General features: G+C 63.7%; 14 protein-coding genes and 1 pseudogene. 3 read left to right on the top strand and 12 right to left on the bottom strand.

The window, feature by feature from the left end; genetic code table 11:
- The first annotated feature begins 125 nt into the window (after window positions 1-125).
- Complete coding sequence (locus tag RE421_RS16225) at window positions 126-986, top strand: polysaccharide deacetylase family protein (RefSeq protein ID WP_309817576.1); 861 nt, start codon at window positions 126-128, stop codon at window positions 984-986.
- Window positions 987-1,118: 132 nt separating this feature from the next.
- On the opposite strand, the gene RE421_RS16220 is transcribed toward RE421_RS16225, so the two are convergent.
- The 7 genes from RE421_RS16220 to RE421_RS16190 form a co-directional block, all read right to left on the bottom strand.
- A complete protein-coding gene (locus RE421_RS16220) occupies window positions 1,119-1,529 on the bottom strand; it encodes a Sec-independent protein translocase TatB (protein ID WP_309817573.1) in 411 nt (136 codons plus the stop codon).
- An 86-nt stretch (window positions 1,530-1,615) separates the two neighbouring features.
- The gene (locus RE421_RS16215; RefSeq protein ID WP_309817571.1) at window positions 1,616-1,900 is read right to left on the bottom strand and encodes a hypothetical protein; all 285 of its coding nucleotides are present in this window, start codon (window positions 1,898-1,900) and stop codon (window positions 1,616-1,618) included.
- A gap of 59 nt (window positions 1,901-1,959) precedes the next feature.
- Window positions 1,960-2,091 carry a hypothetical protein gene (locus tag RE421_RS16210; protein ID WP_309817567.1) on the bottom strand — a complete coding sequence of 44 codons (132 nt, stop codon included), beginning with the start codon at window positions 2,089-2,091 and terminating at the stop codon, window positions 1,960-1,962.
- Window positions 2,092-2,151: 60 nt separating this feature from the next.
- Window positions 2,152-2,937: a twin-arginine translocase subunit TatC gene (gene tatC / locus RE421_RS16205; RefSeq protein WP_309817862.1), complete on the bottom strand. Its 786-nt coding sequence runs from the start codon at window positions 2,935-2,937 to the stop codon at window positions 2,152-2,154.
- A gap of 109 nt (window positions 2,938-3,046) precedes the next feature.
- The gene (tatA, locus tag RE421_RS16200; RefSeq protein WP_309817565.1) at window positions 3,047-3,331 is read right to left on the bottom strand and encodes a Sec-independent protein translocase subunit TatA; all 285 of its coding nucleotides are present in this window, start codon (window positions 3,329-3,331) and stop codon (window positions 3,047-3,049) included.
- 624 nt (window positions 3,332-3,955) lie between these two features.
- Window positions 3,956-6,772 carry a TrlF family AAA-like ATPase gene (locus RE421_RS16195; protein WP_396134667.1) on the bottom strand — a complete coding sequence of 939 codons (2,817 nt, stop codon included), beginning with the start codon at window positions 6,770-6,772 and terminating at the stop codon, window positions 3,956-3,958.
- 709 nt (window positions 6,773-7,481) lie between these two features.
- Complete coding sequence (locus RE421_RS16190; RefSeq protein ID WP_309817559.1) at window positions 7,482-8,069, bottom strand: recombinase family protein; 588 nt, start codon at window positions 8,067-8,069, stop codon at window positions 7,482-7,484.
- Between the two features lie 331 nt (window positions 8,070-8,400).
- Between RE421_RS16190 and RE421_RS16185 the strand changes: the two genes are divergently transcribed.
- Both RE421_RS16185 and RE421_RS16180 read left to right on the top strand, forming a co-directional pair.
- Window positions 8,401-8,766 carry a metalloregulator ArsR/SmtB family transcription factor gene (locus RE421_RS16185; RefSeq protein WP_055345763.1) on the top strand — a complete coding sequence of 122 codons (366 nt, stop codon included), beginning with the start codon at window positions 8,401-8,403 and terminating at the stop codon, window positions 8,764-8,766.
- Window positions 8,767-8,879: 113 nt separating this feature from the next.
- Window positions 8,880-9,788, top strand: a pseudogene (locus RE421_RS16180) (cation diffusion facilitator family transporter); the annotation flags it as partial.
- Between the two features lie 247 nt (window positions 9,789-10,035).
- On the opposite strand, the gene RE421_RS16175 reads toward RE421_RS16180, so the two are convergent.
- The 5 genes from RE421_RS16175 to RE421_RS16155 are packed head-to-tail and all read right to left on the bottom strand — an operon-like array spanning window position 10,036 to window position 14,567.
- Window positions 10,036-11,289 (bottom strand): cell wall metabolism sensor histidine kinase WalK, encoded by a 1,254-nt coding sequence (locus RE421_RS16175; RefSeq protein WP_019289543.1) that lies wholly within the window; start codon window positions 11,287-11,289, stop codon window positions 10,036-10,038.
- On the bottom strand, window positions 11,286-11,954 hold the full coding sequence (locus tag RE421_RS16170) for a response regulator transcription factor (protein ID WP_019289542.1): 669 nt from the start codon (window positions 11,952-11,954) through the stop codon (window positions 11,286-11,288). The genes RE421_RS16175 and RE421_RS16170 overlap by 4 nt, the downstream gene beginning before the upstream one ends.
- Window positions 11,955-11,989: 35 nt before the next feature.
- Window positions 11,990-12,748 carry an FAD:protein FMN transferase gene (locus tag RE421_RS16165; RefSeq protein ID WP_019289541.1) on the bottom strand — a complete coding sequence of 253 codons (759 nt, stop codon included), beginning with the start codon at window positions 12,746-12,748 and terminating at the stop codon, window positions 11,990-11,992.
- 2 nt (window positions 12,749-12,750) lie between these two features.
- Window positions 12,751-13,257 carry an FMN-binding protein gene (locus tag RE421_RS16160; RefSeq protein WP_055345761.1) on the bottom strand — a complete coding sequence of 169 codons (507 nt, stop codon included), beginning with the start codon at window positions 13,255-13,257 and terminating at the stop codon, window positions 12,751-12,753.
- Window positions 13,254-14,567: a ferric reductase-like transmembrane domain-containing protein gene (locus RE421_RS16155; protein WP_097780745.1), complete on the bottom strand. Its 1,314-nt coding sequence runs from the start codon at window positions 14,565-14,567 to the stop codon at window positions 13,254-13,256. The genes RE421_RS16160 and RE421_RS16155 overlap by 4 nt, the downstream gene beginning before the upstream one ends.
- Window positions 14,568-14,660 lie beyond the last annotated feature (93 nt).

Genomic DNA, 14,660 nt, shown 5'->3' with positions numbered 1-14,660 from the left:
GCTGTGCAGATACGTTTAAGCTTGCCTAAGGGCGCGATGCAGGCACCTCAGTTCCCAAATGCGATGGCCACGCAGCCTCACTGCCGAAGAATTCTTGTTCTTATAGCCAAGGGATGGTGTATCCGATGGATAACAAGCTCTACGATTACAGCCCTATCGTCGATCGAGCCCCACTGCACTGGCCGGGCGGCAAAAAGGTAGCCTTTTATCTGGGCTTGAACCTGGAGCATTACCAGGTCGATAAACCTTCGACGTCAATCTTCGGAGGTACGGCGGGACTGCACCCCGATCCCCTCAACTATGGGTGGCGCGATTACGGGCTGCGAGTCGGGATCTGGCGGATGATCGAATCGCTCGACAGGCACGGGATCCGGCCTAGTGCCCTGGTAAACGCGGATGTGTGCAGAAACTACCCGCAGGTCATCCGGGCGGGTCTAGACCGGGACTGGGTTTGGATTGCCCATGGCCGGGACAACTCGACCTTCCAGACGGGCATGTCGCGAGAGGAAGAAGTCGACTACCTCGAAGACGTCGTCCGGACCATCGACTCGCATACGGGATCTCGGCCCAAGGGCTGGCTAGGGCCCGCCCTGACGGAAACAGACAACACGCCCCAGATACTTTCGGAACTCGGCTTAAGCTACGTCCTTGACTGGTGCGCCGATGACCAACCCTTCTACCTCAAGATCGAAGGAATGATGAGCGTTCCCTATTCGATCGAGGTCAATGACGTCACTCTTTTCGCCAACAGGAACCTCAACGGACCGGACTTCGTGCGCATCGTGAAGGATCAGTACGAGCAATTGAGCGCGGATTCAAATGAGAGCGGGAGGGTGATGTCCTTGGCGCTCCACCCTTTCATCATCAACCAGCCGTTCAGGCAAAAGTACCTGGACCAGGCCCTCGAGTTCATAGCGGACCAGCCAGATGTCTGGGTGACCACCAGTGACGAGATAGCCATGCATTTTGACAGCACGTCGCAATGAGCTCCGCTGATCATGGAGACTGGCGACAGCGTGGCGAGCTGAATGAGGAAAGACCTCCGTGTTGAATGTGGGTTACCACGCCTGTGAGCATCACCCGAGGGTGTGGCTGTTGGAGCAAGACCCCGCAGTGACTCAGCGGTATCCTTTCTGAATCTCCGGTGGGGTCCACGCCCCGCCGCGCACCGAGTCCTGGGACGAACCTGCCCTCTGGCCCGAGGCGTTCGAGGTTCCGGAAGTGCCCGGGATGGAGAAACCGGACTCGGCCGCGTTCCGGGATCCGGTTTCGACGGGATCGGCCAGGGCATCCTTGATGATGCGGCGGGGATCGTACTGGCGAGGGTCGTACCGTTTCCAGTCGATCTCGTCGAAGTCGGTCCCCGTCTCCTCCTTGAACTGTGACTTCGCGCCTTCGGCCATGCGTCGCAGATTGCGGATCCACTCCATGAGTTTCCGAGTGTAGTCCGGGAGCTTCTCCGGTCCGAGAATCAGCACGGCCAGCAGGGCCAGGATGATCAGCTCAGCGCCGTTGATACCGAAGGTCACAAGTGCTCAGCCTACCGGAGGGCCTGCGGCGCGGACGGGTGTTCCGCCCCAGAGCCGCTCGGGGCCGCGGGCCGCTCTCCACGGCCCTAGGCAGCGTGAGTCCATTTAAGGCAGGAACCGCTCGAACCTGCAGGCCAGCCGGTCGGAAGGACGCAACCGGCGCCGTGGCGAACAGACATGTAGCTTCGTTCGTCAAGGGGCAGGCCCAACAGGTCGATGTCCAGGCTGATGTCCAGTCGGCCCTCGGCAGTCCCGGCCAGCTGGCCCAGGGTGCCGTTAACCAGAACATGGCCGTCGGAGGCCTCGACCGCCTCGCCCGGCATGCTCAGCTGCAGCGGCAGGGCGACGTCCGCCTCGGTGGCGTTGAGCACCCGCGGTGACCACCTCATTCACCTTCTCGTCCACGTTGCCCAGGGCCGCCGCCACCGCGTCAGTGATCGTGTTCGGCCTGGAGCTGGCAGCAGGACTCGGTCTGGAAGGGGTCGAGGCCGAAGTCCAGGGTGGCGGCGTAGCGCTCCGCGGGGCTCGGGCGGCCGGTGGTGTCATCCGCGGAAGGTGCCATGGTGCCAGCCTAGGACATGGCCGCACCGGACTTGCCCGGGCCGGCCCGGTGTGGCTGGGGCTAGAGCTCGTCGAGGGGTTTCGGCCCCGACTGCAGGTAGTCCTCGGTCTCCTGCTCGGCCTTGACCCGGCGCTTGGCCCGGCGGCGGTCGTTGACGAGGCAGATGGCGATCGCCACGCCGAAGAGGAGCACGAGGGGGGCGGCCAGGTAGAACATGGTGACCGCGTCCGAGCCGGGGGCGGCCAGGGCCGCGATCAGGGCGATCAGGAAGACGGTGATCCGCCAGTGCTTGATGATCTGCCGGCCGGACAGGACCCCGATCATGTTCAGTCCCACCAGGACCACGGGTAGGACCAGGGCCACGCCGAAGGCCAGGAAGAGCCGGAGCACGAACGGGATGTAGACGTCGGCCGCAATCACATTGGCCGGCCCCTCGGGGGTCAGGCCCACGAAGAACTGGACCGCCTCGGGCAACACGAGCCAGCCCAGGCCCACGCCCAGCAGGAACAGCGGCACGGCGGCGGCGATGAAGCCCACCGCGTAGCGCTTCTCCTTCTTCTTCAGACCGGGGACCACGAAGGCCCAGATCTGGTAGAGCCAGATGGGGCTGGAAATCACGACTCCCACGAAGAGGGAGACCTGCAGCATGATGTCGAAGGGCTGGCCGACGGCCGTGAAAGAGATCGTGACAAGGCGGCCCGCGTCGGAGAGACGCTGTACCGGTTCGACCAGGGCGGAGAAGAAGGGCTGGTAGACCAGGAACCCGACGACGGCGCCCAGCGTCAGGCCGATGCCGGCGATGATCAGCCGGTTGCGCAGTTCCTTCAGGTGGTCCTTGAGGGCCATCTCCCCGGCGGGGTTGCCCTTGCGTGCGGCCTTGGGAGTCCTGGTGATCTTGGTCCGCTTGGGCCGGGGCGCCTGCGGTTCGTCAGTCATGGAGGCGGTGACCACCTGGTTACGGCTGGTCGTTGGTGACGGTCGTCCGACCGTCGCGGGTGCCCTCGGGCCCACCATCGACGATCCGGCCCTCGACGGGCTCGGAGTCAGCGGTCCCCTTGGATTCCTTGGCGTGCGGTGATTCCGGAGCGGAGCCGTCGTTCTTCATCTGCTTGACCTCCGACTTGAAGATCCGCATCGACTGGCCGAGGTTCCGGGCCATTGCGGGAAGCTTGGGAGCGGCGAACAGTAGGAGCGCGATCGCGATGATGATGACGAGCTGCCATCCCTGGAGTCCAGCCATGGGGGCATCCTTTCGATTGAACGATCCCGAGTTTACGCCACGCCGGTATCGGTTCGGCCGTACCCCTCCACGGGTACCTAGCGCCGGCCCCAAGTTTCATCGCTTGGGGCCAACCCTCGTCAAGAGACGTCTCCCCGGCAAGCGATCGTTAGATCGAGAAGCGAAGCCCACGGAGGCTTACCGGTTTCCGTCCCTCTCGTGTCCCAGCAAACAGGTGTCGGCCCGTACTGTCGCATCAACTGGGCGAGCGACCTATTTTCGGGAGGAGGCCTGATCGTTTCAGTCGCAGTCGCGAATCGCCGAGTGTCAAAGCGGGTATACCCTCTTGCACGCCTCCGACGTGGACGGGAATCTGCTGTCAGATTGGGTCCTGAATCGACCATTGGACACCTTCGTGAGGCCAGGTCTTAGATCGGGTTGGACATATGGAAGAGGTGTCCCACTTCCTTGGAACTGGGACACTCCCCACGGCTCCCACCGAAGACCACGACACGCCATGTATTTCCGTCCCAGAACTAAGCCCACAACGACATCCCATCCCGTCCGTGCAAAGCTGGCTTGTGACACAGCATGCCCATGGAGATCGAGTACGCGCGAGTGCCCTTGCTTCTTGTACGGCGTCCCTTAAATGTTGTATTTATTGCGGCGCTTCTGGAAAGCTTCTTCCCCGCCATCGAGAATCTCGCAGGCATGCTCTCGAACGCCACAGCGGCCCAGCGCTGTCGCGCTTGACTCATTGAGCGGCCCCGAATGCTCCAGGGCGCCGGTGAAGTAATCGAAGATACGAGAGTCTTTGTTCTTCCTGTCGTCCCCGTGCCGGTTGGCAACGATGACCTGCTCGGAGTCAGCGCCAATCACCAGGTTTGCGTTATGGCTAACCATGATGATTTGGCGCTCTTTCTTACGCTCGACCAAATACGGCACGATAGTGTCATAAATGGAACGGCTGTCGAGATCGTCTTCCGGCTGATCAATGAGGAGCGGCCAAGGTTCTTGCGACTCATTCAGAATTAGCGTTAGAGCGAACAGAGCCTGCTTCCCAGGTGTCATGGAAGACTTCTTGAAGCCGCCGATCCGGTCCGCATCCAACTCAGCGGAGAAACGAACCTCTTTGGTCACTGTCAGAACGTCGGCTGCAACCACACTCGGCTCATACTTCTTGTTCAGCTTGACCTTGCCATCCCGAACGTCATGGAGGAATGCTTTCGGATCAGACTGAGCGTCTTCGTATGACACCAAGTCACCCTTGTTCTTGATGTAGGCGTTGGTGCTGCGCAGGTTGAACCCGGTCGTGGCATAGTCCACCAACTCAGTCGGTACGTCGATCTCAATACCGAACTTGAGCGTCGGTAGCGATCGTTCCTTGGCGTTGAACGCGTTGACCAGTATGGAGAGTGCTTGCCCACGCTCGGTGATACCGGTCTCAACCTTGGTTGCGGCGGCATCCTGCTCTTCGATCAGCTTGTCGAGAGATTGCTGCCCCTTGGCGATCTCATCAAGCTTGGATACCTGCCTCTTGTGATCGGCTACCACGCTGGAGAATTCTTCGTTGGCTTCGTGTTTGGCGATCAGAGCTGCGTTGTCACGCTTGATCGCTGCGAGATCTGCGCGGAGTGCGGTTCGTTCAGCATCGAGCGCGGTGGCGGCCGCAATCAGGTCCGACTCAATCTTTGCGACAAGGTCCTTCACCGCACCGCTCTTGAGTTGCTCAATGCGCCTGAAAACAGACTCGGGAACCTCGGCAGCCGAGGGATGCACCGTGACCGTTGCCTGAACTGTCTCAGGCAGGATCGCGGCAGCGGTTGCCCCCTCGGCGAGAGAGACGTAGGAGGACAGCTGTCCCAGCTCTAGATCAGACTCTCTGAGGCGTGTTTCCTTGCCATCAAGTCGTGCAGCGACGGCCTGATATTCATCGACTTCTTGATCTGTCAGTGACGCTGCAGCCTGGATACGATCGATCTCAGTTTGAAGGCGATCCCGCTCGTCGGTAATCGCTGCCTGGTCCCCCAGATCCTTGATCTCTTGAGATAGCGCCTCCACTCGGTCGGCAAGGTCGAACCATTCGTCAATGGCCCTCTTAATCTTTGTGTTCGCCGCTCCAACCTTGCTCGTCGCACTGCCGTATGCGGTCTTCAGAGACGGGTAGAGGCGGAAAAGCGCGGGAGCGATCTTGTTGGTAATCTCTCCAGGCTGTTCACTGAGTCTGTACAGGGAATTCTGGGGAATGTAGATCACCTTCCCCTGCGTGCTTTCACCCGACTCCCACTCCACTTCACAGTTCACATCGGAGACGGCGTCCCACGTATGGCCCGCGGCCGGTCCAGCTTCCCTGGCGTCGCTGAGACCATGGGCCTCGACCTGGAGACGGACGGTTTCTTTAGGGTCGACGGCGTGGGCAATATACGCGAGCAGGGACGACTTTCCCGAGGAACGGCTTCCAATGATGGCGTTGAGGTTCTTGTTCAGGCTCACCTCGGCCGGGAAATCATCGGTCCCTGAGAATTTGACCTTCGAGATGACTTTGTACGGCTCTTTATGGTCGGGCACCGTGGCCTGCATCGTTACACGGTCGGTCGGCTCAGCCAGGGTTTGAAGAAGTCCCGCGTAAGTGGGATCAGCTTTAATCCAAGTGATGTTCCGTTGACGCCCCTGATCGGTCACATGCTTGCCGAGCCCCCCACACAGGTCCGCAAAGCTGTGGGCGTCGCATCCGTCGAAGACAGGCTTCGGGGCGATTGGCTCGTCAGTCTCAAGCCGGTGCACATTAAGGAAGTGGTTGCGGGAACCAGAGTTGGCAAAGACTGCGTCGGAGAACTTGTCGATTTCATCGGTCAGCAGGTACTTCCGCTGGACACCGCTCCTCTTTGGGGGGCGTATGCCGTCTCCCTTGGCTGACACCACCACGAGTAGATGTTCCTGGCGAGCAGACGGGACCACAGCGTGGTCCCCGAATGTCCCCTTTATGGCCTCGTCGATGGCCGCAATGGAAACAGTCGCGCTCTCGAAATCTTCTTTGCTCTCGAGATCAGCGCAGGGAACCCTCGTCCGGTTATGCCCAGTAGTCCCCTCTGTGTTTAAACGATCCAAGAATCTCGTTGCTTCGGTGGGGGTCAGCGTAGGCCGGAAGATCAGATGCAAGTTGATCTCCTGGCCTGCCTTGTTCACGGAAACTGGTAGCCGCAGTTCAAGGTTGGGCAGCAACAAGGTGTCGTCTTCGGGATACAGCTCGGTGTACTTCTCCTTGACAGCGAAGTAGCCATCTAGGGAGAAGTAATCCGTGATGGCGGCCACAGCCACATCGGAGTCATGAATGACCTTGCAAAACCGCTCCAGATCGGGCACGCCGCCCTTCTTTTCGTAACCATCACTGAGCTTGGTCCCCGGAGCGTGGACGTGCAGATCCCACTTACGCCATTGCGATCCACTTGGGTACCTGTTCAAGATGCATTCCTCTCATTGAAGCCACGACATAAGAGCCGCTCGATCATGCGACAGACTTGGCGATGGCACACTTTCTATTCTCGCGCTGACTTGGGCTGGCAGAAATGTTCTCTCCGCAAGTGACTAAATGATGGCCGGGCCGTCTGTGCTTCGAATGTGAGGCGGATCTGCTGCGGCCGTGAGTTCAGAAGTGGGCAGCACGCAGTTCAGAAGTCGACTGCACAAACTGTCAGAAGTGAAGTGCACTGCGTGTCGATTTCAAGAGTCGATGGCACGGATATTCAAAAGCGACCGTCACGGAGTTCAGCGGTGAGGTAGCTGGCGCGGCAGGGATGCGGTGGCACAGAAAACGTTCGTTTGATGAGCTTGACGAGCTTCGACTTATCGTCCATGCGGGCCTGTGACCTGGTCGCCTCCATTTTCCCCGCCGTTCTCTTCCTGCTGCTTGGCATCGCGGCGCTTCCTGAACCAGTCGGCCGCCCAGACGCCTCCCGTGAGGGCGACGCCCACAGCGAGTCCGATCCCGGTTCCTTGTCCACGTCCGACGTCCAGACCCTTGTAATACCCAGCACCCCAGGCGGGATTCCCCATGCCACTCGTTCCTCTCTTCGTATCCAGATGGACTGAGCGTATCGGGGGAAGCGCAGCGCTTTGCTTCCGCGCCGTCAGGATTGCCGGTTTAATCGGCAATGTGACGTCTCGCTTTTCCTCAGGATGCGGAAGGCAACGCGGCAATGCGCCGGTAGAGGGTGGCCCGGGACATGCCCAGATCTCGGGCGACCTGCGCGGCCGGCTGGCCGGACTCGATCAGGTGAGCGGCGCTGCGGATCTGGGAGTCGGTGAACGTCTGACGTCGTCCGCCGAGGTCTTGGCCGGCGGCCCGGCGCTTGGTGACGGAGTCGGTGATGCGTTCGCGTTTGATCTCCAGCTCCATCTGGGCCAGGGCGGCCATCACCGTGAACACCATGGAACCCATGGGCGTGTGGGTGTCGACGTCTCCCCCGCCCAGGTTCAACACCCGCAACCCTGCACCCCGGTCCCGGAGCATCTCGGCGAAGGCCAGCATGTTCTGCGTAGACCGACCCAACCGGTCCAGGGTGGTGATCACCAGGGTGTCCCCCTCCTGCAGGGCGGTCACCGCCTTGTCGAACTTCGGCCGGGAGACCCGGGCACCGGACACCCCGTGATCGACGTAGAGATCATCGCGCCGGACCCCGGCCTTCAGCAGGTCCTCGACCTGCCGGTCGGCGTCCTGTCGGCGCGTGGAGACCCGCGCATATCCAATGAGCTTGCCCATGACCGCCCCGAGTGTCTCGCAACCAACGTTGAGTACACCATTCTAGCTGCGGAGTTGCGATACATAGTTGCGAGACTTTTCCCGTGTGTGGTTGTTGTCGCTTTGTGGCGGCGTTCTGTGATCGCTATTTGGCGCTATCAAGGATTTCCGAACACTTCTCGACCCTCAGGCGGCCATGGCTAATCGCCCGCATGCAGAAGTAGCACTCCGAACTTCCGTAGTTGAGTCGGGTTCGAGGTCGCCGCGACGTTGTGCATATCCGCTGCGGCGGCCTCACCCAAACGATTGCCCTGCCTACGCATTCGAGACCGGTAAGTGCAATAATCTGCGTATGCATGCAGATAGTGTGATTTGTGGCCGCGACCCTGGCAGCCAGTTCGTCGAACTTGCGGTGGAAGTCTTTTCGATGCTCGCTGATGCGACCCGGGTGCGTCTGATTCTCGCTCTTCGAGAGGGGGAGCGCTCCGTGAATGACCTTGCTGTCTTTGTCGACAAGTCGCCTGCCGCGGTCTCGCAGCACCTCGCCAAGTTGCGGCTGGGACGATTCGTAGCGACCCGGCAAGAAGGGACGCGTGTGTTCTACCGGTTGGAGAACGAACACGCGAGTCAGCTCGTCTCGGACGCGATATTCCAGGCCGAGCACTCCCTCGGTGGAACACCGCGGCACCACCACACGCGAACCGAGCCCGTGAGGTGAGCACGCCCCACACTCACCACGGACACGACGAGCCGACCCAGCACGAACACCACGAGTCTCCCGGCCACGCGCACACCCACGATCACGACCACGGGCATTCACATCCGACCGGCATCAAGGGTTTTCTCTACGGCCTGTTCGTGCCCCATAGCCACGATGCCGCCGACTCCATCGACGATGCCCTCGAGGCCAGCACTCAGGGCGTGCGGGCGCTCAAGATAAGTCTGTTCGTTCTGCTTGGAACGACGATTCTGCAGTTCGTCGTCGTCATCATCAGTGGGTCGGTCGCCTTGCTCGCAGATACCATCCATAACTTCTCTGACGCACTGACCGCGGTCCCGTTGTGGGTCGCGTTCGTGCTTGGCCGACGCGCCGCGACCAAGCACTACACCTACGGGTTTGGAAGGGCGGAGGACCTTTCAGGCCTGTTCATCATCGCCGTGGTCGCGTTGTCAGCGGTCGTCGCCGCCTATCAATCGATCGAACGCTTTTTCAACCCGCAACCTCTCCACAACCTAGGGTGGGTTATCGCCGCGGGCTTCATCGGCTTCATCGGCAACGAAATCGTCGCCATCTATCGAATCCGGGTCGGCCAGAGGATCGGTTCCGCCGCACTCGTCGCAGACGGCGTGCACGCGCGCATCGACGGCTTCACCTCGCTCGCCGTCGTCCTCGGCGGATTCGGCGTGATGCTCGGATTCCCGCTCGCCGACCCCATCGTCGGACTGCTCATCTCAGCCGCCATCATCGTGCTCCTCTGGGGAACCGTTCGCAGCATCGGGCGCCGCCTCATGGATGGCATCGAACCCGAGCTCGTCGAGCGAGCGCGGCACGCGATCGAACACACCCCGGGGGTTCTCGCCGTGCCTTCACTGCAGCTGCGATAGGTCGGCCACCGACTCCAGGGCGCCGCAACGGTAGCTGTCGCTGATATGCCGATCTCAGCCGCCGAAACGATCGTGCATGACATCAGGCACGGGATCTCGCATACACTCCCGAACCTGGGGTCGAGAGCCCTCACTGCAGCCGACGGCATCCCGCTGCTGTGGCTTGAATTGATTGGCATTGTTGCATGGCTCACTCGTCGGCAGGGCGAGTCGATCACGCTCGTTGAAGCGCTTCGCCTGGCCTCAGACAGACTGCGGCTGGTTCGTCGGCTGGCGGTCGCCCCCGGTGGTTTTGCGCTTTAGCCGCGCGAAATATGGTCGGCCGTCATGCCGGCCGTATGCGTTCTCGGGTCCGATTTCGGTCCTGGAGGTCTGAACAGATTTACTCTCCTTGCCGGATAGCGGAGTGCAGCTTTGCCGGTGCGAGCGGGAATATGCACGTTACGGATGCGCCGGTGGTCGGTTGTTCGATAGTGACGGTACCGCGGTGGCGCTGGACGATTTCCGCGACTATTGCCAATCCGAGTCCGTAGTGGCGTGTGGTGCTGTCGACGTTCCGGCTGCTGACGAAGCGGTCGAAGGCTGTGGACGCGACCTCGGGTGAGAATCCCGGACCGTCGTCCGTCACGCGTACGATTGCGTTCCCGTTCGACGCCGAGACGGTGACCGTCACCGCGGTGCGGGCGTGGTCGAGCGCGTTGGTCGACAGGGCGATCACCAGGCGCAGCAGAGCGGCACGCGACCCGGGGATGATGATCGGTTCCGGGTCGCCCGCGCGGGCGAGGGAGATGCCGCGCCGACCTGCGTCGTCACGGAGAAGCCCGACCGCATTGTCCGCGACAGCCCTGAGGTCAACCGGGGTCGGCTCGACCACGGTTCGCGGGTCGGCGGCGATCAGGAGGTCTTCGAGGATCTCGGTGAGCGTCCGGGTATCGGTGACGATTTCATCGACGGAGGTGGTGACGTCTGCGGGGAGGTCATTGCCGCCTCGGCGTTTCAGAATTTGCGCCCGGGTGCTCAGCAGGGTCAGTGGTGTGCGGAGTTCGTGGCTGGCGTCGGCGACGAAGCGGCGCTGTAGGGCGAGCGCCTCGGCCAGGGGGCGGATGGCGCGGCGGGCCATCAGGTAGGCGGTGGCGAAGGCGAGCACGGCCGCGACGAGTCCGCCGGCGATCAGCGCGGTCGCGAGCCTGCCCAGTTCTTCGGAGCTCTCGTGCAGGTCGAGCGCGACCTGCACGAATCGGTCGTGGCTGCGGTCCCCGGTGGCGGAGGTGGTGAGGAGGAGGTAGTCGCGCCCGTCCACGGTGCGCTGCTCCTGCACGTCCGCGCCGCCGGCCGCTACCGACTGGAGGGCCGTGGTGTCGAGCAATCCCTCGGGTAGGTCGTCGGAGGAGATGAGTTGGTCGCCGGTGCGCCCGTCGACCAGGGAGAGGTAGGTGCCGCTCGGCGCATCCTGGGGCGAGTCGAGCCGGGTGGCCGCGACAAGTGCCCGCTGGTTCGATTCGGTCACGCTCGTGCTGACGATCAGATAGACGAGCGTGCCGACGATCGCCAGGATGAATAACAGGAGGGCGGTGAATTGTGCGGTGAGCCGCAGCGACGCGCCTCTCAGGTCGTCGCCCGTGCGCAGCGCTCTCACGGCAGCGGTCCGAGCCGGTACCCGATACCGCGAACCGTCTTGACGCTGTCGCGGCCGAGCTTCTTTCGCAGGTAGTGCACGTAGGTGTCGACCACGCCGGGGTCGTCGGCATCGGGGAAAACGCTGGCGAGCAGGCCGTTCCGTTCGAACACCTGATTCGGCCGGCGGGCGAGCCGTTCGAGCAGCTGCGACTCGCGCTCGGAGAGGGTCACGTTCTCGCCCTCTCCCGTCGTCACGGTACGACTCGCCGTATCGAGCGACCCGCTCACTAGTGCCAGCACCGGCACTGTGCTGCTGTGTCGGCGGAGTAGGGCGCGGATGCGGGCGAGCAGCTCGTCGATGTCGAAGGGTTTGGCGAGGTAGTCCTCCGCGCCCCGATCGAGGCCCTCTACGCGGTCGGCCGGGTTGCCGAGCGCCGAGAGCACGAGGGCTGGGGTCAGGATGCCGCGGCCCCGGAGACGGGACAGCACGTCCAGCCCCTCCAACACCGGCAGCCCCCGGTCGAGCACGAGGGCGTCGAACTCGTGCGTCAGGCCTTCGTGCAGGGCACGTTGGCCGTCTCGGGCGAGCACGGTGTCGTAGCCCTCGGCTGCGAGCAGCTGCTCGAGCATCTGTGCCAGGCGCGCGTCGTCTTCGACGAGCAGAATGCGTGCGCGCTGCGACATGCTCGAAGTATAGGGAAAACAGGGGGCGGCGAGGCTCATATCGGCGTGAGCCCCCGGGCGCTCTGCAGCCCTGGTGTCGCGGTGAGGTGCCCCGCGTAGTCGACGGTGATCGCCTCGATGTCGAAGCGGTCGATCAACTCCGGGCAGCGGTCGGGCCCGCCCGCGACGAGGGCGGTGGCGAGTACATCCGCGGTGACGATGTCGTCGGCCAGCACGGTCACCTGGCGGTAGCGTTGCGGCGAACGGGGGTCACCGGTGCGCCAGATGTGCTCGCCCCGCTCGGCGGTGCCCGAGGTGGCCAGGGCAGTGTGTCGGCCGACGAGCTCGACAGCGCAGAGCAGCGCGCCCCGGTCGTCCGGGTCGACGATGCCGGCGCGCCACGGCGGGCCGCCGAGATCGCCCCGGGTGAGGATGTCCCCGCCGGCCACGAGCATCCAGTCGGTTTCGCCGGACGACTCGAGCACCCGCGCCGCCGCCTCCATCGCCTTGGCCTTGACGGTGCCCGAGAGGTCGATCACGCCGTCGGGGCGGTGGGGTGTGAAGGTGCCGCCGGTGCTCCGTGACCAGTCGAAGGCGTCGGCATAGGCCTCGCGAAGCTCCGCACTAGCCCGGGTCAGCGGCAGCTCCCCGCGAGCCATCCTGCTGATCTCGGAGTCGGGCCGATACAAACTGAACCGCTCGTCGAAGACTCGGAACGCCTCTTCGACCTCGTCGAGAACGGATGCGGGGGCGGTGGAGCCGGCGAAGCGCAGACTCACCATGGTGCCCATGGTGTCGAACACGTGCACGCCCATGGTCAGAGCCCGGCCTGGTCGAGCGCCGACTGGAGCGAGCTGAGGTACCCGTCGCTGGTGTAGGTGGCACCCGAGACGCCCTGCACGTTCGCCGACTGCGCCGCCAGAACCTCTTGGCGCAGTACCGGCGCGGCCCGGTTGCTGATCGACACCGAGCGCTGATCCTTGTCGGTGAGCTGCAGCGCGGTGACATCGGTGATGCTGCCGTTCGCGACGGTGATCTGCACCTGCACCGGGCCGAAGCGGGTCTGCACGGAGGTACCGGTGAATGTGCCCGAAGCGCTGTCCGACGCCGGGGCTGTGGCACTCGCGCTGCTGCCGGCGGCGGTCGGAGTGGGCGCCGGGGCGGCCGCTGCGGAGGACATCGACCCGCCGTTGGGAGCCGTGGTCGTGGTGGTGGCTGTCGCATCCGGAACAGTCGGGGTCTGGCCCTGCGTGCCGAGCTGCCATCCCACGGTCAGCACGGCCGCCGACGACAAGATGCTGAGGGCCAGTGCGCGCGCCCTCACCAGTCGAACCTCTCGACGTGGATCTGGTCCTCGGGCAGACCGGCCGCCCGGGCGTCGCGGATCACCAGATCGATCCACGACTGCGGCCCGCACACGTAGAGATCGGAGTTCAGCAGATCGGGGAAAACCGTGCCGATCGTGACACCGTGGGCAAGTGCCTCGACCGACATCCAGGTGGCGAGCCCCTGCGGTCGCGGGCCCATCATCGAGAAGACCGCATTGCCGCGCATGCTGCGGAGGGCGCCGACCTCGTCCCACAGGTAGCTCTGCGAGGGATCGCTGCCGCGCAGCAGCACGGTGGCCTCGCCGGGGCGTAGCGTCGAGTGCTCGAGCATCGAGCGGATCGGCGTGATGCCGATACCCGCCGCGACCACGGCCAGCTTCGGGGCCACCCGGTGCGCCTCGGTGAACACGCCGTAGGGGCCCTCGATCGACACCCGGGCGCCGGGGCGCACACGAGAGATCGCCGCACTGCCGGTGCCGAGGTCGCGCACCGTCAGGCGCGCCGACGACGCCGTAGGAACCGCCGAGAAGGAGATCGGATGGGCATGCCACCAGGTGGCGCCGGTCCAGAACCGCCAGATCGCGTACTGCCCGCCCGCGGTCTGCAGGCGGTCGAGGTCCCGCCCGGCGAGGTGGATCGAGACGACCCCGGGGGCGACCTGCTCGACGCCAGCGACCCGGATACCATGTCGGGCGCTGCGCAGCGCGGGCACCGCGAAACGGAACACGGCAATGGCGCCGAAGGCGAGCACGTACAGCGCAATCCAGTAGACCCGCTGCACGGTGCCGTCGGCGAGCACACCGCCTGCGCTCAGCTGATGCGGCAGCGCCACGAGCACGGCCGCGTAGCTCAGCAGGTGGATGAGGTGCCAGGCCTCGTATGCGAAGCGCCGCCGCACCGCGACGACCGAGGTGACCACGACGGCGATGAGCAGGCCCAGCCCGAGGTAGGCGAGCGCCATATCTGGGCCCTGGAACAGGCTGATGGTCTCGGTGACGACGTTCGACCCGTCGGCCATCGCGTAGCCGACGGTGAGCAGCGCACCGTGGGCAAGGATCAGATACAGCGCGGGCTTACCGAGCTGCCGATGGAACGCCATCGCCGTGTCCTGCCCGACCACCCGGTCGACCGCCGGGATGCGAGCGGCGAGCACGAGCATCACCAGGATGAGGTCAGTGCCGACCAGGCCGGTCACGATGCCCGCGGCGGTCAGTGCGGTAGCGAGGCCGCTGACGGTGTTCAGACCGCCGTAGGCGAGCCACAAGGTCATGGCGGCGGCGACCGATGCCCAGACGAGGGCGATCATCGCGTCGGCCGTGCGCCTCCGACGTCGGCCCCGGATGCGCCGGGTACGGTCGACCGGGTCGACCATGCGGCGGGTCCGCACAGGGACGGTGGG

The sequence above is a fragment of the Citricoccus sp. I39-566 genome (genome assembly GCF_031432995.1).
Taxonomy (GTDB): domain Bacteria; phylum Actinomycetota; class Actinomycetes; order Actinomycetales; family Micrococcaceae; genus Citricoccus; species Citricoccus nitrophenolicus_A.
This window is presented reverse-complemented; position numbering and strand designations above follow the sequence as displayed.